The organism is Bdellovibrio sp. ZFWA1, assembly GCF_056175665.1.
The window spans coordinates 665,096-684,990 of record NZ_JBJKJH010000002.1; the positions used below are offsets into that span (position 1 = coordinate 665,096).

The window sequence follows — 19,895 nt, forward strand, 5'->3', positions numbered from 1 at the left end:
CTACCTCAATTGCGGGATTGTTTTTTCAATCCAAGGGGTGAAAATCGCGACACTTGTGTACACGCCTTGGTCATCGCAAGTAAGATTACCACGACTTGTCACACCAGCAAGAAGGAATTCTCCATTTTTGTCAGTCACGAATGCAGGGCCACCCGAATCCCCAGAGCAAGTTCCGGATTTGCGTTCATCAAGTCTAAATTCAGATTCTTGCACTCCTAGAACGGGCGCTTGTGTGTAACGTAACAATCCATCTCCTGATTGATTGATTTTGATACAGTTTTCATCATTATCATCACAAAGGATTTCTCCGTACTCGAGGCCTTCTTGGAATTCTTTGCTGCGGCTGTATTCCACATCTTCAACATCAACTTTTGAGACGCCGTAACCGACCAGAGTCATCATAACACCGCGACGAATATCTGCATCTGTTGTCAAAAGCTTAGCAGGTGCATAACCCTGTGGCAGGCTTCCGCTGAATTTAACGATGGCAATATCATGCCAATTCGTTTCTTTGTCTTCGTTCAGAGTTTCGTTGTAGTCGGGGTGAACTTTGTAACTTGTGATTGTTCTTTGAGTTAATTGAACGACGTCCTGCTCCCGAGCATGGGCTAGATCGTAAGCATCAAGGCCAAAAATGACTTTCATTTTATGAGCTGGATTCACCATGCAGTGAGCGGCTGTGACAATAATGTTTCCAGGAATTAAAGTGCCTGTGCAGATGGCTTCATCTTGGTAGTCGTAAATGGCAACCACATGTTTTTGATATTTAGAGCCTTGAGTAACATCATGGCCATTCACTATTGTATCAGACTGTGCAGTGCTAAGCGCTGAAGCTGGGATGGATTTGTGGCAAGCAGTTAAAAAAGAAGTCGCGAAAAGCAATGCAAAAACAGCTAATAGTTTCATGTCGTTCGAAGTCCCCTCGTAGTTTTTTTAAGAGAGGGTCTTATAAAAACTTCATAGCGGTGACGCAATTTAAAATGACCCCATTGAAATTTTTATTAGCGCACTGCGACTAGAATTTTACTTCGTCTTTTCAGGTAGGTGAAACTCGTACAGAAGATTTTGATGATATAGTTGTTCGTCGATCCACTTCCAGTCATCTGTTTGAAAAACTAATACTTGTGTTCCCGAAGGCAATTGTAGTTCTTGATTCTTTCCCAGCACTGTAGGCGCCGAATAAGTAAAGACGGTTTTAAACTTTTTGGCCGGAGGACTATGAGACAGTCTCTGTTTTAATATGAGGTTTTGTTTTTCCTGTTCCAGACGAACACTTTGATCCGAAAACAGAAGTTCGCCAAGAATAAATCCAAAGCTTGCCAGGGCGGCACCCGAAAGAGCTGCGTGGCTTTCCCGAGTCTGATCCACTGGGGCCGTTTGCGAGCCGTAAAAGGCTCCAATAGCGCCGGCGCCCGCGGCGAGACTGAGGCGCGAGTCTTTAAGAGAAGCGCAAGCACTCAGTGTGCTTGCGCAAATAACAAGAAGGCCAAGTTTAGGGAATGGCATTGCTATTTTTGAAATGACTTCTGGAGGTCAGCAAGGCCGTCGTCTGCTGGCTTTCCTAACCAAATCGAGAAGATTTTTTGGCCAAAACCCGAGGCCACTTTCAAGGTTGTGGTTTTTCCGGAAGGGCTTTCGTAAGAAAGAGTTTCCCCGGCTGAAGATCCCACGCTTAAGATGGTCATTGAGGTCTTTTCTTTAGCTTCGCCCCCTTGTTGAACGGCATTTAAGAAAGCTTGCACATCTTGGTTTTTTAAATCAACCGAGTTGGCTTCGAGGGCTTCTTTAAAAGAGTTCATGACTTTTTCGGCATCGACATCGCGTAAAAATTGAAGGCGCATGGCTTGCGCGCCTGAAGCTTGAAAGTACTCAGCGACATAAACTTTAATCTTAACAAAAGCGATTTTTTTATTTCTAAGGCCTGCCCCTTTGGAAGCCATGCTGATTTTACTACCAGAGAGTGTTTCGATGGCTGCTGAGTGTGTAGGCACTGATTCGACATTTTTCCCATTGGCAGTGAGTTCCAATAGTGCGCCTTGCGCAGAGCAACTAAAAACGAGCAAAAGATTTAAAATCCATGTTTTCATTCGGACTCCTTGTTGTTAAGCTTTCAAGTGCTATTAGGATCTAGGTCCTGCTAAGCCCTGTCAAGAGACAGGCGTAAAAGAAGATCTCTTTTTCGATTAAACAAGGAGTCGTTCATGAAGAAGATTGCAGCTTTGATAGTTATGGCCTCACTTTGCGCAGTTAGTGTTCAAGGCAAAGAACTTACAAATCGTTTAGGTGTGGGCATCAAGACAAACACAGCCGTTGATAATTTGCCTGCGTTAGCTGCAGTTTATTACCCAAATCCCGATTTTGGACTTACAAGCTCGTTGGGTATTGATACGAAAAAAGATAATTCTCGATTTGCATTTACCGGAGGTGTTAGGCGCATAGTATTTCGTGAAGCTAATATGAATTTCTACATGGGTGGAAATGTTGGGCTGATCAATCACGAAAATGCAGGGGATAAAGACTCGGGTTTTGAATTGAGTGCAGTTTTTGGTTCCGAATTTTTCTTGCCGGGGCTCGAGTCTTTAGGGTTTAGCTTTGAAGGTGGTTTAGGGGTTGTTTCGACAGGGTCGACTCGCTTCCGCACGATCGCTGAAAGCCCGGTTCAAGCGGGTTTGGTTTTCTACTTCTAATTAATAGAGAGGCATTTATGAAAAAAATTATTTATACAAAAAAAGCTCCTCATCCAGTAGGGCCTTATTCTCAGGCTGTGCAAATGGGGCCGGTACTATATTGCAGTGGTCAGATTTCAATTAATCCCGAGACGAATGAAGTTTTCACGGGTGATATTAAGACCCAAACCGAGATGGTCATGAAAAATATCGAAGCCGTTTTGACTGAAGCTGGAATGAAGTTTTCAGATATTTTCAAAACGACTATTTTCTTAACTAATATGGGCGATTTTGCTCAGGTGAATGAAGTTTATTCGAAATTCTTCTCTGAAAATTTCCCAGCACGTTCGACAATTGCAGTGGCGGCTCTTCCGAAGGGTGTCAATGTGGAAATCGAAGTGATGGCATCTAAAGTTTAGTGATTGAATTCCGTGATGAAAAAGTATTTGCGATCAAAACTTTTTTGGGCCCTGCTGGTATTTGCCGGCGGGCTTTGTTTTAAGTTTTGGCAAGAATACCAATTAGTGAAAGCCGAGCCGATCAGTGCTTGGCAGCAAGATATTCAGGCAGACTGCGCTGTGGTTTTAACAGGAGGCGCAGGGCGAGTGCGTGAAGGCTTTGATCTTCTGGCAACGGGGCGAGTGCGCAAGCTCATCATCAGCGGGGTTCATGCAAACTCTCGATTGCGGGAAATTCTTCCAATGTGGCCTTTTTATGGAAACCTAAAGGAAGAAGATGTTATTTTGGAGCGCCGGAGCGAAACCACTTTTGGAAATGCTCAGCAGAGCCTACCAATTGTGGAAGCCCTTGGGTGTCGAGACATCGTTCTGATCACCTCCCGGGCGCATATGCGGCGATCTTATCTTAGTTTTCGTTCTGCCTTTCCAGAGCAGATTTTCATTTACCGTCGTGCGGTTGTTTCGGGCGGAGTCCAGTCTAGTCGCTTTGAGAACTTAGTCGAAGCTGCGAAAATTATTTTTTACTCGTTCTGGGCTTTCTAATTCTGAACAGCCTTTTCATTTATATCCGAACCTTGGTCTTGTCCATTTTTAACAAAATATAGCCGAAGAGAAGACTCGAAGAAGGAGTCATCTTTGCAGTCCATTCTAAATAGAATCGACAATCTAGGCCGTCTTGTGACGAAGAATTTGGAGTATACATTCCGAATTCTTTTGATGGTCTATCTTTCTTTACGGGCCACGATCTTAGATCAAGCGCAAGGTTTTCGCCAAATTGTCTCGGTGATTTCAGCACAAATTTACTTTACTGGATTTCAGGCTCTTCCATTGATCACCGTGCTTTCTTTAGGCGTTGGGGCGATTTTAATTTTGCAAGCTCTGTCGAATTTAGCTTTGCTGGGTGGAATGCAGATGATCGGTAGCTTCATGGTTGTGATGGTCATTCGCGAGGCGGGGCCATTGTTGGTCGCCCTCGTGGTGATAGCCCGCTCGGGGACAGCGGTTGCCAGTGAAGTCGGAAATATGCGGGCGAACCGCGAGATCGAGGCGCTTGAAAGTATTGGTATCAATCCACTTAGCTTTATCGTTTTTCCCCGAGTCATAGGTGGCTTGATTTCAGTTCTTTGTTTGGCTTTTTATTTTGATGCTATCGCGATTTTAGGCGGCTATGCCGTCACGCGATTTTTTCAGGATATGCCCTTTGCCTTTTATATGGACTCGATTGCAAGGGCTTTAGATAAAGAAGACTTCTTGATGTTTTTTCTGAAGAACGCCTTTAGCGGGATGATCATTGTCGTGGTCTGTTGTTATCAGGGTCTTCAAGTCAAAAAGAGTCCTCACGAAGTGCCTCAGGTGACTACTCAGGCCGTCGTGGACTCGATTATTTATGTTGTTGTTTTTAATATGATTGTGACCGGTTTGTTTTATTTGAACAAACTTAAATCCTTGGGGGTATTATGAAGTTTGAAACGATCAAATTTGAAGGAGTGAGTTTTGCCTTTGAGGGCGGAGAACAGGTCTTTAAAAATCTTGATTTTGACTTTCCAACGAACCAAGTGACTTGGATTAAAGGCGAAGAGGGAACTGGTAAGAGCTCTCTGTTACAAATTTTGGCTGGTTTACAGATTCCACAATCTGGAAAATATCTGATCAATGGCGAAGATGTAGTGAATATGTCGTTTGAAGAGTTCTTACCTTATCGGTTGCAAATCGGATATTCGTTCGATTACGGTGGATTGATTAGCAACCGATCTTTGATCGACAATCTGACTTTGCCTCTTTTATACCATAAACTCGCAGATCCCGAAGAAGCAAAGGCTCGCGCAGAAGAACTTTTATCTACCTTTGATATTTTGAAATATGCCAAAGAGCGACCAGCGCATGTGCCGGGGCGAGTGCGAAAGATTGCCGTGATAGCTCGTTCGTTAATTACCAGACCCCAGATGTTGTTACTAGACGATCCTAGCGTTGGCTTGGGAATCGACAGTATGTATTCATTTGTAGACTATATTCACAAGCATCGTAAAGAAGGTGTTTTTCAGCATATTTTTGTTTCATCTTTTGATGAAAAATTTATGAGCCTTTTTGACTACAACATTATTCATGTTGACGAAGGCAATCTTTATTTACAAGCGGTAGATCACGAAAAGAAAGTGGTTCATCTATGATAACAAAGTTCAATAAGTTTGAACGAGTCGCTGGGCTTTTTGTACTGACGGCTATTGTGGGTGCAGCGGCAGCAGCAATTGGAGTTGCTATCAAACAAGGTTGGTTCGAAACCAAAACCTATTATTCGACGACCTTCGAGAATGCAGATGGTGTCCATCAGGGGACTGTTGTGCAGATGGCTGGTTTGCGGGCAGGTGCAGTTGAAGATGTCGAGCTTTTGGCTGACAACAGAATCCAAGTAAAATTTTATGTGATTGGCAAGTTTCAAAATCGGGTGCGCGAAGATTCGACGGCTCAGCTGATTCGGCCATTCATCATCGGCGAACGGATTTTGGATTTAAGTGTGGGCAGCGAGACAATGCCGCCTCTAGCTCAGCATGCCAGTGTTCGTTCGAATGAAGCCTTGGATTTGATGAGTATTATTTCTGGTAAAAAGATGAACCAGTATTTTTCTAAAGTTGGTGGGCTTTTAGAGAATATCGAAGTTCTTTTGACGGCCTTTAAAGACAAAGGAAGGGCTGAATCTATTGTTCGGATTTTTGACCGACTGGATCCTTTACTTAAAAACTTAAATACCATGAGTTTTGAAGTGACGAAGCTTTCAAAGCAGGTGAATAAAGACGACAGTTTGCCAATTGTTTTACAGAATCTGGCAGTGACGACGGCTGAAATTAATCGAATTTTGCCAGAGCTCAATGCTGCCAATCCCGAGATGGCTAAAGATTTGGCTGTTATGACGCAGAATTTAGCGACAATGACGAAGGCACTTGGTCCGGCAATGAAATCCATCGAGCCTGACCTTCCGAAAACATCTCATCGTTTGGTTGAGGCTTTAGACGAGACGGTGGTGGTTCTAAAGGCCATGCAAAAGTCCTTCTTAATGAAGTCCAATGCGCAAGAGGTACGGGAAGAAGAGGCACGCCGCCTCCCAGCAAGCCAAGAGCTTGGCAAGTAAGTCTATTCCAAGGCATGATTAGGTCATGCTTTGGCAGTTTTTCTTTAAGCTTATATTTTCAAATAGAGCGGGCTCCTTGGTCCGCCGTATTGCTTTTCTGTCCGTGATTTCCATTTTCTTAAGTGTGACCTCTTTCTTAGTTGTTTTATTTGTGATGAATGGAATGAGTGGCTCGATTGCAAAACGAATTATGTTATTAGAGCCTCACTTGAATATCGAGATCGCAGGCGTGCAAGAGTCTCGATTGATTATGAGCCAGCCCGTGGTTCAGCGTCTGCAAGAGGACTCGCACAATCGACTGCATTTATTTGAAAATCAGGATTTGATCGTTCGCTCTTATGATGGACAGTTTCGCGGGGCCATGGCGCGGGGTGTGACTACTGAGAGCTTTCGCTATTTTTTGTCCGAGCTTAAACAGATGAATTCAAAAAATAAAAACAGTGAATTTGTTGATAATATCGAGCTTCCCGAGGCCAATGAAGTTTTGCTCGGAGTCGACTTAGCAAGATCTTTAGGTGTCTTCGAGGGAGACTCGCTGACTCTTGTTTCACCTGAAGCGCTGCTGTTGCCTGCAGGCGAATCACCTCGTATGGAAAAGGTCACGGTGAAAGCCATTATCTCGACGAATATTCCTGATTTAGATGCTCAGGCTTTGTATTATCGTTTAGATTCTCCCATTTCTCGTCTGTCAGAGACGGTGCGCCGAGGGGTGGAAGTTTGGCTTCCTAAGGCTCAAGATGCGGATCAAAAAAAGTTAGAGCTTGCAAGCTTTGATGGTGTCAAAATCGAAACGTGGGGCGAGCGCAATAAAAGTATTTTCTTTGCCTTAAAGATGGAGCGTTTCACGATTGGTTTGTTTCTATCCTTGGCCGGCTTGATTGCTGGAAGTGGGGTTTTAACGGTGCTGTTTTTGTTGATCTCGCAAAAAAAGCGAGATATCGCAATTTTAAAGACGGTAGGAATGTCTGGGCGTGCGGCGGTCCGACTTTTTGCGGGCATTGGATTTACATTGTCGATGTTAGGTGTTGTTCTGGGAGTTTTAGTTGGGACGGGGCTTAGTTTATACATTCAAGCCAATCCTTTAAAGATACTTCCAGATATCTACTACGATAACGAAATTCCAGCAAAAGTGGATTTTTGGTTAGTACTCTTGGTCTTGTTCGTAGGGGCCTTAATGAGTTGGGCGGGTTCTTGGATTCCCGCCCTCATCGCCCGAGCCATCCGCCCAGCGGAGGCTCTTCGTATTAAAAACTAAACTGAAACTCCGAAATCACGAAGTGCATCAGTTAAGGATGTTTTTAAGTCAGTGCTTGCTTTACGCTGTCCGATGATCAATGCGCAAGGAACTCCATAGTCTCCGGCTGGATATTTTTTGTTTAAGGTTCCAGGGATAACGACAGAGTTTTTCGGAACACGTCCTTTGTATTCAACCGGAGTCGGGCCCGTTACATCGATGATCTTTGTTGACGATGTTATTGTCACACCCGCGCCAAGCACAGCTCCTTCTTCAATATGCGCGCCTTCAACCACAATACAGCGACTGCCAACAAAGCAATTGTCTTCGATAATCACTGGGCTGGCTTGGACAGGCTCTAGTACGCCACCGATACCGACTCCACCAGATAGATGAACGTTCTTGCCAATTTGGGCGCATGAACCAACGGTTGCCCAGGTGTCGACCATGGTGCCTGAATCAACATAAGCACCAATATTCACGTAGCTTGGCATTAAGATCGCGCCTTTGTTAACAAAGGCCCCTTTGCGAACGACAGCCAAGGGAACAGCGCGAACGCCGTGCTCTTCTTCCCATTTTTTTACAGGGATTTTATCATAAAATTGGAAATCACCGGCTTGCATGACCTCCATTTTCATAATTCTAAAGTAAAGAAGGATCGCTTTTTTAATCCACTCATTTACAACCCATTGACCATCAATTTTTTCGGCAACTCTGAGTTCGCCCTGATCAAGTTTGCTTATTGTTTCATGAATTTGTCGAAGCTCGTGATTATTAAGCTCGTCAATTTTTTTTCCAGATGAAATATCATCCCAAACCTTTAATAAATCTTCTTTCATTTTTATCCTCGTATTTATTTTTCTAAAACTTTAAGTGCTTCAAGAACAGCCGGGACGTGAATTTTGATGATACTTGCAATGTCCTGACCTCGTTCAATTTCATATGTAAGCGTAGGGCTCTGGCGCTCGAGTCCCGCCCATGTTCCAAGGCAGCCAGGAGTTGGGTAGCCGATGTCATCATCAATTTTGTAGCCAGTCCACTTCGATAACACTTCGGCGACTTTGCGGCAGTCTCCGTTCACGTTCAAAACGGGGTGCCAGCTATGAAGTGAGATTATGCAGACGGGCTTTTTGCTGTCGATAAATTTCATCAGTGCTTGGTTCTCGGGTTCACTTCCTGCTGAAGGCCCTGGATGATAGCGAGGCGTTTTAACTTCCGGGCTCCAATCTTTTGTTGGCATATTTCTGTTAAGGTCAACGCCGTGGCCATTGCCCCTTGTTTTTAAAAGTACACCGTCGGGGTTGGCTTCTGTCACGATAGTTAAATTCAGTTTGTAAGGGCAGGATTCTAATAGGCTTGCAAGGATCGCACGGGCCGCAGTGACACCTTCGATTTCGTCTCCGTGGATGCCTCCCAAAATAAGGACTTCGGGGCCATTGTTGTTGAAATGATGTGCGAAGATGGGTTGGCCTAAAGCGCTATATCCAAAAATACTTGTTTTCATGCTTCCTCGTTGACCCTGGCAGTGAAGGTTGCCAGACTTTAAAAATGCAAAAGGACAACTCTATTTCTCGCTTTCTATTCTACGAAAATCAAGAACTGGTGCTAGGGCCCAAAAAAAAGAAGCTTTCAGAGCTGGTGCGCCAATGGCAAGGGCCTTTATATGTTTATGATTTGGATTTCATTAAAAGCAGATTTGAGCAAATGCAGAAGGCCTTATCGGGCGTGCGCATATTTTATGCGATGAAGGCCAATCCTCACCTTGAAATTCTTAAGCTCTTGAAGGGATTAGGGGCGGGGGCTGATGTTGTAAGCTTGGGCGAGATTAAAAGGGCCTTGGCCGCGGGCTTTGAGGCCGGGGATATTGTCTACAGCGGAGTTGGTAAAACAAAATACGAGATCTCAGAGGCATTGCGGCTAGGAATTTATCAAATCAATGTGGAGTCCTATCCCGAGTTACAACGAATTTCCGAGTTGGCAGAATCATCAGGAGTGGTGGCTCAGGTTTCATTGCGCTTAAATCCCGATGTCGATATTAAAACCCATCCGTATATTGCAACTGGCTTGCGTGATAATAAGTTTGGTATCGAGATGTCACTTTTACCCGAGCTGATTCAGTTTTTTAAAAATCACCAAAAGCATGTTCGGTTAGTGGGGATTTCCTTACATCTTGGAAGTCAGATGCTCGAATTTGAAGGCTTGCGCGAGGCTTTAAGGAAATTAAAAATAGTCTATCTTCAGCTGCAGTCCCACTTTAATTCTGTATGTCGATTTGATTTTGGTGGCGGTCTTGGTATTCATTACCAGCAACAGGATTTGCAATCAGAGCAAGATCTACTGGATCAGTATTCGGCAGTTATTTTTGAAGAGTTGAGCGATGTTGTTGCGGATCTTCAAAGTGAGCCGGGGCGATGGTTGGTGGCCCATGCTGGGGTTTTAATTTCTCAGGTTCAGTATATTAAAAAAACCTCATATAAAAATTTTTTAGTCATTGATTCTGGTATGAATCATTTGATTCGACCGGCCTTGTATGAGTCTCATCATGAAGTTTTGGCTCTTCGGTCTTCCGATGAAAAAATGAAGGTTGATATAGTCGGGCCCATTTGTGAATCAGCCGACTTTATCGGTAAAGAGCGAAACATTGATAAAGTCGATCAAGATGATTTTGTTGTTATTCAAGATGCAGGTGCCTACGGCGCCTCGATGGCTAGCACTTACAATTTGCAAGATCTGCCTAGGGAAGTTGTGATTTAAAGATTCACCACTCTAAAGTGGTGAGCCTTTTCTGGCGCCATGATTTTCTGAGCCAGTTCCATAAACTGCTCGGAAAAATCTGTGGTGATAACTTCTATGCTGCGTTTTTCGGGGTCAATGCGGGCTTGAAGTCTTTGTTTCTCAAAATCTGTTTTCATTATTTTTGCTAAAGCCTGTCCCGAGTCGACCAATGAAATGGCCTGCCCTGTAGTTCGAGCGATAGAGTTTTTTAGAAGAGGATAATGAGTGCAACCTAAGATTAAAGTATCGATGTTGTAGGGCAGTAGTTGGCTTACATAACGATACACGATAAGGTTTGTGACTGGATCATTATCCCAGCCTTCTTCCGCTAAGGGCACGAAAAGTGGGCAGGCAATATCGTAAACTTTTGCATGGGGTTCTAAGCGTAATATCTCTTGTGTATAAGCTTTTGAATTGATCGTAGCACGGGTTCCTAAAACCCCAATTGTCTTTGATTCCGACGCCTCAAGGGCCGCACGAGCGCCAGGCTCGATCACATTATAAACAGGTATGCCATTCCATTCAGATTCACGAAATTGAGCCGAAGCGGTGTTGCAGGCTATGACCACCGCTTTCACGTCTTGTTTTAATAAAAAATCGATGTTTTGTTCCGAGTACTTACGAATCGTCTGCGGAGATTTGGAGCCATAAGGAAGGCGAGCCGTATCTCCAAGATAGACAAAGCTTTCGTTTGGAAAACTGTGAAGCAGTTCTGCGAGCACAGTCATTCCGCCGATACCAGAATCGAAAACACCGATCTTTCTATTATCCATTTAGATTTTTACTCCATGCGCACGCGACTCAGAAATTCCGTTTGGAGACATTTCCATAAAGCGCGCTTTCTCGCAAATTTCAGAAATGGTTTGGGCATTGACGTAAGTCATTCCTGAACGGATGCCTCCGCTGACTTCCATGATAACGTCTTTAACGTGCCCTTTGACGCTAACCTGTGTCGATTCACCTTCAGGGGCCATTCCAGTTGGTACGCCACCTCGCCAAGAATCCTGAGCCGCCCGAGAGGCCATTCCGCGATATTGTTTTTTACCGTTTTTGATTTCTCCGGGAGTCTCGATAGTGCCCGAGAGCATTGAGCCTAACATAATCGCCGAAGCGCCAGCTGCAAAAGCTTTTACCATGTCGCCTGATGTACGAATTCCACCATCTGCAATCAGAGGTACCCCACGAGCTTTTGCCACTTCAGCACAAAGTGCGATGGCTGTAAGCTGCGGCACTCCGCAACCTGTGATGATTCGGGTTGTGCACATTGAGCCCGGGCCAATTCCAACTTTGATAGCATCAGCGCCAGCCTCAATCAAATCTTCTGCGGCTTCTGGAGTCGCTAGATTACCAGCGATAATTTCCACTTCAGGATGATGGTCTTTTAGCCATTTCATGGTTTCCATCATTTGCACCGAATGTCCGTGAGCGATATCAATAGTGATGATATCAACGCCCGCTTTTATCAGTGCAGTTGCGCGGTCTTTGAACTCTTCACCGACGCCGACAGATGCTGAAATGTGTTTAAGACCAGCCTCTTTAAGTTTACGGGCTTGGGATGCTTGTTCTTCAATGCTAATAAAGCGATGAAGTATACCCAGGCCGCCTAGTTGATGCATGGCTAGTGCCATATCGTATTCGGTAATAGTGTCCATGTTGGCACTGACGATTGGGGTTTCGAGCTTCACTTTTTTTGTAATATGTGAAGTCAAAGAAGGATCGCGTCTTGATCTCATATCCGATCGAGACGGGATTATCAGAACGTCGTCAAAGGTAAGACCTTTGTGACGGTTTTTAATATCTTTCCATGAAAACATCAGGCTCATAGCGGAGTCTCCTTGTGCTGTGACGGGTGATTCACGAATACGTTATATAGAATTTGAATGGATAAAATAATCAAATAAGTTTCTAAAATATTTAAAAGAACCGCGGCAACGGGTGTTTTGGTCAGATCCGCGTACTGGTCAAAGAGGACAGTTGTGATTAGCGGTAGGAATAAATGAAAAATGAACAGGATTCCGAAAACGACCATGTAGCGATCTTTCAGAATTTTTTTCGACTCTTGAAGGGCGTCGATCTTCCCTACAGAATAGGGCTTGCTAAGTAGTACGACGAAGGGAACGAAAAGCAGTTGCAGATATCTGAAAAAGGCGGGAACTAAAAATAGAAGACCCCACGTCATGATGCTGCCCCAGCTTCGAAGAGTTTCAATCGTGAGTTGCTCAATGTGAAGGCAGGTTTGGGTTAATATTTTTAGTGAAGGTTTTTCGTTTTTTGAAGTTTCAGCATCCATGTTGCCGTTAATTTGAGCAACTCCGAGGACTGCAATACTTGTTGTGATTAAAGGAAAGAAAATGGAAATCAAGACTGACAATAAAATGAAGATATAAAGAATTGGGCGAATTCCATCGTGCGAGCTAAGTATTTGCTGAATTCGGGAGCTTGTGTACTGTTCTAGAAGGCTGCTGAGAGTGGTCAGAATCAGAAGCGGTAGGGCGGTGGCTTTGAAGATGGTCAAATTCTTTTTAAAAAAGTTCACCTGAAGATGATCGATAAAAGAGGCGGCTTGTTCAAGGTTTAATTTATTGCGCAACGTTCTAACATAGTGACAAGTCTGATAAAAAATGATTCTATAGTTTCCTGCGTGCCCCGGTGGCGAAATTGGTAGACGCACAGGACTTAAAATCCTGGGACTCTTCACCGGGTCGTGCCAGTTCGATTCTGGCCCGGGGCACCACTTCTTTTATTAAAAAAAGTATTCGAAGCTGACTGAAAAGGTCAGTTTTTTTATGTCCAAAATCTTTATTGAGAGCATAAAAGCTCTCAAATATTATCTTTACTCTGTATTTTGTTTGCGCGGTAATAATTCCGATGAGCACGAACATTTTAAAAAAACCGCAACTTAAAGACTATCTTGATGTATCTCACTATTTAAAAGATCTGTATGGTTATCGGAAAGCCACGGAAGAAGGATTTTCGTACGAGTCCTGGGCTTACGAGGTAGGTTTCCAGCATCGTTCATTTTTACGCCAAGTAGTTATTGGACGGCGTTCTTTGACTGAGGCGACAGCAAAGCAACTAGGTGAGCGACTTTTCTTTACGGCACCAGAGCAAGAACATTTTGCGGTTTTAGCCCGTTACTCTAAGTGTCGCACTAAAGAAGAACGCGATCTTTACGGGCAGCGCTTGTTGCAAATTTTAAAGGGGAATTACTATCAAACGGAAGTCGAAATCTCGGAAGAATTCTTGGGATCTCCATTAATTCCAAGATTGCAGGTTTTGCTTAGTCTGGGAGATAAAGCGCACTCTGTTGCAGAGCTTGCTAAAGCACTACAAGTAGACCCATTAGAGATCGAAAAAGGCTTGTTGGTGTTATTACGTCTGAATTTAGCCGAGCTTTATGGGGACAAATATAAAGCGACCGTGAATAGTTTTAAAGTGCCCTCGGAGTTGGGCAGTGAGGTGTTATTAGAGTACCATAAAAAGATTCTCCAGGATGCTATCGCTGCACGTAATCTGCCTCCCGATCAGCGCAGATACAAAAGTTTATTGATGGCCTTGTCTCCCGAAGAATTTGAGATTTTTTTGAGTAACCTGAATGCTTTCACCAAAGAGCAACTTCAGAAATTCGATAATTCTGGTACTGAAGGGCGCCGCCTCTTTCAGGTAAATTTGAACCTGTTTTCGGTTACGACAGAACTCACATAAATGCTCGCGTTCTTGAGAGCAGTTTTGCTCTCAAGATATTGAATAGTCTCTTTTTTTTCAATTATGCATATTTCTTAGTCAACTCTTGGGCCTGCTAAAATTTGTAAATAGCTGGAATCACTTAGTGACCGTAAATGGCATTGCCCTTGCTTTGTCATTTTCTCAAATTTAAAAAACTTACGGCCTCCGCTAAGGCGCGCCCCGCAAGTAAAATTTAAGAAGAGGTATTTATGAAAAAGTTTATTGTTGGATTCCTTGCTTTTGGCATGTTGTCGTCAGCCCACGCTGTAAAAACCTCGGGCACCGGCCAGATTGGTTCGGGCAGCATTAGTATTAGTAAAGAGGATTTTCTTGATAGCTACATTGTGGGAAAACTTGCTATCGAAGGTCCGTATTATGCTGTCGAGTTTAAAGTAAACGCGGCGGGAGATCGTATTGTATTTAGAAATGGCAATATGGATGAAGTGAATCCAAAAGATGACTGTGTTGGAAATGCTATAAATATCAATAAAAATATTTTGAACCTTTCGGTCGCATGTAAAAGCATGGGTGGTGCGGTCTTAAACTTCGAAATCAACGTCGAAGGTCTTACTAAAGACGATCTTAAAAAAGGAGCACAAGTGATGGTTCGTAGCGAAGCAACCCAAGGCGAGTGGATTCCCTTCAATATAATTCAAAGAAAGAAGTCTTTCTTTCAGTAGTTTGACAAGATCTTTCCATAAAAGCCCGATCTTCAAAGGTCGGGTTTTTCTTATAGGTTCGATGGTGAAGTATATATCTAAGGAAAATCAAAAGAGCGCGTACTGCTGGCTTTCGAGCTAGACGTGACACTATTTTGAGTGGAGCCTGTATAGCTTCCTTGACCTGCTTGCATTCGATATTTTACTTCTCCACCAGTGCTACCAACTTTACCGGCGTGACGGGCGGCCCGGCATATCGACGAGTCGTAAGAGTAAATAGTTGTGCCGTAAGCTGTTCCAGCAGAAACCGCACTGGCTGTGCATGTACAGCTAAAAGTTTCTCCGTCTGCTAGGTTGATGCTTTCAGAGCCCGTGGCATTATTCGCACAATTTGCAAGCGGGGAGACTCTTCCAGTTATGTTGATCCAGTTAGTTCCATCGCAGAAGCGATACTTGTTTAGAGTCGTATCGTATTTTAGAGATCCGTTAATCGCAGTGGGACTTGCACAACCAGCCCCACCACTTCCAGGGTAGTTAGCGACCGGTCTTTCGAAAGAGCCGTCACAGTATGAGTAAACATTTTGAACTGAGTTGTAGGATAAAGACCCTGGCTGAGAGCAGGCTCCTAGGTTTGTGATCGGAATATAGTTATAAACAGTAAAATTAGTATTCATGACAAAAACATTATTTCCGGAATTTGCAATTGTGTAGTTGGTGCTATTGGTTGTGATTGCGTCAATCACCGTTGGCGATGCTATGGTTGTATTATCTATGACCGATACAGCAGAAGACCCACCAATAAATGCCAAGTTGCCGCTGGTTTTAATTCCTGCGTTGGCAAATCCAAGTGCTTGATATTTTCTTAATCCACTGGTTTTAGTTGGCGATGTTGGAGTACTGATATCTATGACTAGATAGTCTCCGTCAGTTGAGGATGCTAAGGCGTAGTTTCCATTTACAGTCACTTGTTTGCAGTTGTTTAAGCCGGCGTCGCTGAGTTCTCCTGCTAAACTAATGGCAGAGGGGGTGCTGACATTGAGTGCTTGAAATTTTCCGCCGCCACAAAGATAAACGTAGCTGCCCACAACATCAAAGCCACCAACGGTCGTTGAGGTGTTGAAGCTTCCAAGGAGCGAGACCGAGTATTTATTTGCAGCATTGAATATTGAAACTCGGCCGGATGTGGCTACATACCAATTATTTCCAATAATTTTGGATTTCGTCGCATAATAAGCGTTCGTAAAATCACTTGAAGTGGAGGCGAGTTTTATATTGCTAGGATTTCTAACATCGACGATTCCTAAACAGTAACTGCAGCCTCCTTCGGCTGTGAAATACAGGTAGTTACCGTCTGTAGTAAGCGATTGTGGATTTTTTAAAGCTGTGTGAAAGAAGCTTCCAATTAATGACGGAGCTGTTGGTGTGCTGACATCGATGACTGATAGCACGCCACCGTAATTGATAGAATAGAGTTTATTGCCACTGATGTCCGAGACCCTTACCCCAGAATACTTATTTTGCATATTTGATCTAGCTTTAATGACGGCCAAGGTCTTCGGAGAGGTGTCCCAAAGTTCGATCGAACTGTAGGCGGTGCCTACAAATTTGCTGCCTGCGACGGTCATATTAGAGGGGTAACCCCCAGGCGAAGATGAGAAGGCTTTCGAAATTAATTCAAAGCCAAGCGGATCTACAGAAAGATCAATTTGTTGTAAGTATCTATTGATGGAATCTGACCAGTAGAGTGTACTTCCGTTTAAATATAAACCCTGGCTTTGAGCCGAGGATGAGTAGGGGTTGTAGCCCTTAACCCAAATCGGGTTGGTTTTAACTGTCACGTCAATTATGGCTCCGCCATAGGTGGCACTTGCGCTGTAGTAGGCATAATTTCCATAAACAGCAATTCCATTGCCACCGCTGTAATAGTTTGAATCTGTTAAGGAGCTTGCAAGGCTCGGTGATGAAGGATTCGATACATCGATAATTGCGAAAAAATTATTGCAGGCGAGGTAGACATAATTTGCTGAGTAGAAAATTCCTTTACATTGTGAAAGCGAGGCGTTGACTAAACCCGCGACGAATGTTGGTGCGGATTTATTAGAAATATTAACAACGCTAAATCGTCCACTCGCAGCGATATAGGCGTAGTTTCCATTGATTGCAATACTTACTGGTGATGCCAAATTAGTACTATCCTGCAAAAAGCCCTGGATCGTCGGGGACGTCGGCGTCGAGGCGTTTACAATTGTGAGTTGGTTTGTCGCCAGTACATACATATAACTTCCATCGAAAGCAAATCGGCCGGCGCTTGAAAGTCTTGTTGCATCTACTAGCGAGCCCACCAAGGTCGGATTTGAGATATTCGTAATGTCAAAGACCCTGACTGCTTTACTGCCCCCGGATGTAACGAATATATAATTGCCTGATGCTGCAACCCCTCCGATACTTTGCAACGTCCCTGACCAGGAAACGGTGTGTTTTAAAACAGGTGTTGCGGGAGTGGTGATATCGTAGGATACGACACCGGCTGAGCTTGCGTGAAACCAATAATTTCCAGATAGTTCAATTCCAGAGCTTGTCACCGTCATCCATTTAACAGCATTAGGTGTTGTCGGAGTGCTGATGTCTATAACTGCTGCTTTGTTGCCACTCCAAGTCGTGCTAACGTAAAGGTAGTTTCCTGAAATTTTCAATCGATTGCCAGCATAAGAGCCAATATTGGTCGAATTCAGATTGGCGGCGATGGTCGGAGCACTAGGAGTGCTAATATTGATTACTGTTACGTAGTTATCGGCGGCGACGTAGGCATAGTTGCCAGAAACTGCGATATCCCGAGCGTTCAGTAAGTAAGTCGCATCAACGACGCTGCCAACTAGAGAGGGTGTTGTCGGATTTGAAATATCGATGACGAGCACAGTTTTATTGCCTCCGCTAGATACGTAAGCATAGTTTCCAACAACGGCGAGACCCTTTGCCGAACTTAGTCCAGAGTTGAAGTTTGCTTTGAATACCGGAGCTGTTGGTGTCGTGATATCAATAATATTCAGGCCATTGCCGCCAATCGTGTACAGATAGTTTCCCGACTTTACCATTTTTTCGATGTTCCAATATTCAGTTCGGTAGAAGTCAGCAACAAACTGTGGACTAGAGGGCGTGCTGATATCGATCAGACGCAGTTTGCTGAAGTTGGTGAGTGACATAAAAGCATAAGAACCCGTGTTAACGACGGAGGATGAGCTTAAATTGTAGGATTCACGAGCGGAAAAATGGGCTAGCGGAACCATGCTTAATGGGTTTGAGACATCAATAGTTATGAGGTCATGATTTCCGGAAATGACGGCAGCGATATTACCCGATATTGAGATATCATTAAAGTAAGTGACATCTCCATCAGAAATTGTTTTGCTACTGTTCATTGAAAGTAAACTTTGCGCAGAAATGTCAAAGGTATAGATGACCCCATCGGCAGTGCCAAGCATTCTCGTTGACGAAGTTCCCGCAGACATTGCTGTCAGTCCATAGCACGGAACTTTGTCGTCGACTCTTAGGGTTACTGGTAGAGTCGGATTAGTTACATCCAGTGTATAAACGGCGCAGCCGTTTAAGTATTGGGACACATAGAGGTAGTTTCCTCTTTTTTCAATCAGGGATGCTTGGATGCTTCCGGTGAAGACCGAGACCTTCGACATGGCCGCTGGGTTTGAAATATCAACTATTGTAACGCCTCCGTTGGCGCTGCTCCCACTTCTGTAAGCTACATAGGCGTAATTTCCCGAAGTAACGATGCCGTTTGCATCAACAAAATCCACGGCGTCGGAAAGTGAGGATACAAAGGTTGGAGAGGCGGGATTTGAAATATTCAAAGCAGTAATTTTCGCTGCATTGACTGTGACAAAAGCGTAGTTGCCCGAGATCGCTACTTTTTTTAGACCGAACATGTTTGTGGCATCGGTGCGATAACCTGTCACCGTTGGCGTTGCCGGATTGCTAACGTCAACTATACCAAGAGTATTAGATCCAACGATGTAGGCGTAGTTTCCAACGACCTTAATATCAGAGGCGCCACTTGATATATAGGTTGAATTTGTTACCTGTCCAGAAATTGTCGGGGCCGCTGGCGAAGACACGTTGATGACAAACAAGGTGCTTGCTCCGGCGACGTAGACATTGTTTCCTGAAGCCGTAATTGCGGTTCCTGCGGCGGATAAAGCAAGGGATGCTATCTTAACTGGAGCACCTGGTGTTGTCAGATTTAGAACATGTAAGGTCGAAGAGTCTAGGATGTAACCATAATTTCCGATAACGGTAACGGCACCGGGAGTTTGAATATTGTCAGTATCAGTGAGAGAGGCAATCGGAGTGAGTCCGCCATACTGCATAGATACCCAAGAGTTGCCGTCACAATATTTACTTGTATTGCTTGCAGGGAAGTTTTCAATGACTCCGGCATTAGCCGTTGGGTTTGAGCAGGCTGCATGAATGTTGTAAGGAATAAATAAGAGGATAAGAGCCCCAAGCGCACTTGCTAAAACATTCATCTGCGATGTTGTTATGGAATTGTTGTGTTCCGGTTTAACTCGTTTTGAAACGTCACCCATATTTATCCCCGATGAAATCTTCTCGGATAATTTCGACTCAATATAAAGGGCATCTCATATTACCCAGCTGTAATTTTTTAGTCCAGGCTTTCTGGCTCTATTTGGGTTTTCGTTATTTTAGCTTCAAATAATTTATTTTCTCTGCTGAGATAGACCTATGAGTAAGTATAAGCGCATAATATTAATCAGTTTTTTTCTTTTTGCTGCGGGCCTAGGTATTTTGGAATATCGCAATTGGAGACATCGCAAAGAGATTCTTGAATTGATACAAACATCGGTTGCATCCAAGCAGCAAAGATATATTTCTGATCTGCTGAACCCTTACCTAGGCTTTCAGCCAGAGCTAAGGCAAAATGCAGCAGTAGCGATTATGGAAACGGTAAAAATTGAAAGTTATGAGCACACTCCAATTGTCGACAACCAGATGCGTGTTCGCTATCAAATGAGCATAGTGTCTGCAGATGGAGCGAGGGATCTATCTGATAAAATATTGAGAATGAATCAGGATAAAAAGTTTTTAAGTTTGAATGAGGTTAAAATTTTAATTACTGACCAAATTGATAAAGCGCTTCCGCGTCAGCTTGTAATTGGAGAGCTGCAGTTAACAAAAGTCAACGGGGTATGGAAGCTTTCCGAAGAATAGGAAATATATTTT

20 protein-coding genes and 1 tRNA gene are annotated in these 19,895 nt (G+C 43.8%); 12 read left to right on the forward strand and 9 right to left on the reverse strand.

Annotation, left to right across the window (positions count from 1 at the left end; genetic code table 11):
- From AC04MN_RS12675 to AC04MN_RS12685, 3 genes are all read right to left on the reverse strand, one after another.
- On the reverse strand, positions 1-906 hold the full coding sequence (locus AC04MN_RS12675) for a S1 family peptidase (RefSeq protein WP_475383569.1): 906 nt from the start codon (positions 904-906) through the stop codon (positions 1-3).
- A 117-nt stretch (positions 907-1,023) separates the two neighbouring features.
- Positions 1,024-1,506, reverse strand: coding sequence for a hypothetical protein (locus tag AC04MN_RS12680; RefSeq protein WP_475383570.1), 483 nt, complete (start codon positions 1,504-1,506; stop codon positions 1,024-1,026).
- A gap of 2 nt (positions 1,507-1,508) precedes the next feature.
- Positions 1,509-2,087, reverse strand: coding sequence for a chalcone isomerase family protein (locus AC04MN_RS12685; protein ID WP_475383571.1), 579 nt, complete (start codon positions 2,085-2,087; stop codon positions 1,509-1,511).
- Between the two features lie 114 nt (positions 2,088-2,201).
- On the opposite strand from AC04MN_RS12685, the gene AC04MN_RS12690 reads away from it, so the two are divergent.
- The 7 genes from AC04MN_RS12690 to AC04MN_RS12720 all read left to right on the forward strand — a co-directional run bounded on the left by AC04MN_RS12690 (position 2,202) and on the right by AC04MN_RS12720 (position 7,503).
- Entirely contained in the window at positions 2,202-2,687 is a 486-nt protein-coding gene (locus tag AC04MN_RS12690; protein WP_475383572.1) for an organic solvent tolerance protein, read from the forward strand.
- Between the two features lie 17 nt (positions 2,688-2,704).
- Positions 2,705-3,085, forward strand: a complete 381-nt coding sequence (locus AC04MN_RS12695; protein ID WP_475383573.1) for a RidA family protein — start codon at positions 2,705-2,707, stop codon at positions 3,083-3,085.
- A gap of 15 nt (positions 3,086-3,100) precedes the next feature.
- Positions 3,101-3,667 (forward strand): YdcF family protein, encoded by a 567-nt coding sequence (locus tag AC04MN_RS12700; protein ID WP_475383574.1) that lies wholly within the window; start codon positions 3,101-3,103, stop codon positions 3,665-3,667.
- A gap of 93 nt (positions 3,668-3,760) precedes the next feature.
- Entirely contained in the window at positions 3,761-4,585 is an 825-nt protein-coding gene (locus AC04MN_RS12705) for an MlaE family ABC transporter permease (RefSeq protein ID WP_475383575.1), read from the forward strand.
- Complete coding sequence (locus AC04MN_RS12710; RefSeq protein WP_475383576.1) at positions 4,582-5,292, forward strand: ATP-binding cassette domain-containing protein; 711 nt, start codon at positions 4,582-4,584, stop codon at positions 5,290-5,292. Before AC04MN_RS12705 ends, AC04MN_RS12710 begins: the two co-directional genes overlap by 4 nt.
- A complete protein-coding gene (locus AC04MN_RS12715) occupies positions 5,289-6,248 on the forward strand; it encodes an MlaD family protein (RefSeq protein ID WP_475383577.1) in 960 nt (319 codons plus the stop codon). Before AC04MN_RS12710 ends, AC04MN_RS12715 begins: the two co-directional genes overlap by 4 nt.
- A gap of 25 nt (positions 6,249-6,273) precedes the next feature.
- Positions 6,274-7,503 (forward strand): FtsX-like permease family protein, encoded by a 1,230-nt coding sequence (locus tag AC04MN_RS12720; protein WP_475383578.1) that lies wholly within the window; start codon positions 6,274-6,276, stop codon positions 7,501-7,503.
- Here the strand turns inward: AC04MN_RS12720 and AC04MN_RS12725 are convergent.
- Both AC04MN_RS12725 and AC04MN_RS12730 read right to left on the reverse strand, forming a co-directional pair.
- Complete coding sequence (locus AC04MN_RS12725; RefSeq protein WP_475383579.1) at positions 7,500-8,321, reverse strand: 2,3,4,5-tetrahydropyridine-2,6-dicarboxylate N-succinyltransferase; 822 nt, start codon at positions 8,319-8,321, stop codon at positions 7,500-7,502. The two genes, AC04MN_RS12720 and AC04MN_RS12725, sit on opposite strands and share 4 nt — an antisense overlap.
- Before the next feature lie 14 nt (positions 8,322-8,335).
- Positions 8,336-8,986, reverse strand: coding sequence for a M14 family zinc carboxypeptidase (locus AC04MN_RS12730; protein ID WP_475383580.1), 651 nt, complete (start codon positions 8,984-8,986; stop codon positions 8,336-8,338).
- Between the two features lie 44 nt (positions 8,987-9,030).
- Here AC04MN_RS12730 and lysA point away from each other — a divergent pair, with 44 nt between their 5' ends.
- Positions 9,031-10,236 (forward strand): diaminopimelate decarboxylase, encoded by a 1,206-nt coding sequence (gene lysA, locus AC04MN_RS12735; protein ID WP_475383581.1) that lies wholly within the window; start codon positions 9,031-9,033, stop codon positions 10,234-10,236.
- On the opposite strand, the gene murI is transcribed toward lysA, so the two are convergent.
- The 3 genes from murI to AC04MN_RS12750 are packed head-to-tail and all read right to left on the reverse strand — an operon-like array spanning position 10,233 to position 12,847.
- A complete protein-coding gene (murI, locus tag AC04MN_RS12740) occupies positions 10,233-11,030 on the reverse strand; it encodes a glutamate racemase (protein ID WP_475383582.1) in 798 nt (265 codons plus the stop codon). The two genes, lysA and murI, sit on opposite strands and share 4 nt — an antisense overlap.
- Positions 11,031-12,080, reverse strand: a complete 1,050-nt coding sequence (locus tag AC04MN_RS12745; RefSeq protein ID WP_475383583.1) for a guanosine monophosphate reductase — start codon at positions 12,078-12,080, stop codon at positions 11,031-11,033.
- Positions 12,077-12,847 carry a hypothetical protein gene (locus tag AC04MN_RS12750; RefSeq protein WP_475383584.1) on the reverse strand — a complete coding sequence of 257 codons (771 nt, stop codon included), beginning with the start codon at positions 12,845-12,847 and terminating at the stop codon, positions 12,077-12,079. Before AC04MN_RS12750 ends, AC04MN_RS12745 begins: the two co-directional genes overlap by 4 nt.
- Before the next feature lie 53 nt (positions 12,848-12,900).
- Here AC04MN_RS12750 and AC04MN_RS12755 point away from each other — a divergent pair.
- From AC04MN_RS12755 to AC04MN_RS12765, 3 genes are all read left to right on the forward strand, one after another.
- Positions 12,901-12,991: transfer RNA gene (locus tag AC04MN_RS12755), tRNA-Leu, on the forward strand.
- A gap of 134 nt (positions 12,992-13,125) precedes the next feature.
- The gene (locus AC04MN_RS12760; RefSeq protein WP_475383585.1) at positions 13,126-13,962 is read left to right on the forward strand and encodes a TIGR02147 family protein; all 837 of its coding nucleotides are present in this window, start codon (positions 13,126-13,128) and stop codon (positions 13,960-13,962) included.
- Positions 13,963-14,192: 230 nt separating this feature from the next.
- Entirely contained in the window at positions 14,193-14,663 is a 471-nt protein-coding gene (locus AC04MN_RS12765) for a hypothetical protein (RefSeq protein WP_475383586.1), read from the forward strand.
- A 77-nt stretch (positions 14,664-14,740) separates the two neighbouring features.
- Here AC04MN_RS12765 and AC04MN_RS12770 read toward each other — a convergent pair whose 3' ends face one another.
- Positions 14,741-19,240, reverse strand: a complete 4,500-nt coding sequence (locus tag AC04MN_RS12770) for an LCCL domain-containing protein (RefSeq protein ID WP_475383587.1) — start codon at positions 19,238-19,240, stop codon at positions 14,741-14,743.
- A 157-nt stretch (positions 19,241-19,397) separates the two neighbouring features.
- Here AC04MN_RS12770 and AC04MN_RS12775 point away from each other — a divergent pair, with 157 nt between their 5' ends.
- The gene (locus AC04MN_RS12775; protein ID WP_475383588.1) at positions 19,398-19,883 is read left to right on the forward strand and encodes a hypothetical protein; all 486 of its coding nucleotides are present in this window, start codon (positions 19,398-19,400) and stop codon (positions 19,881-19,883) included.
- The last annotated feature ends 12 nt before the right edge of the window (positions 19,884-19,895 follow it).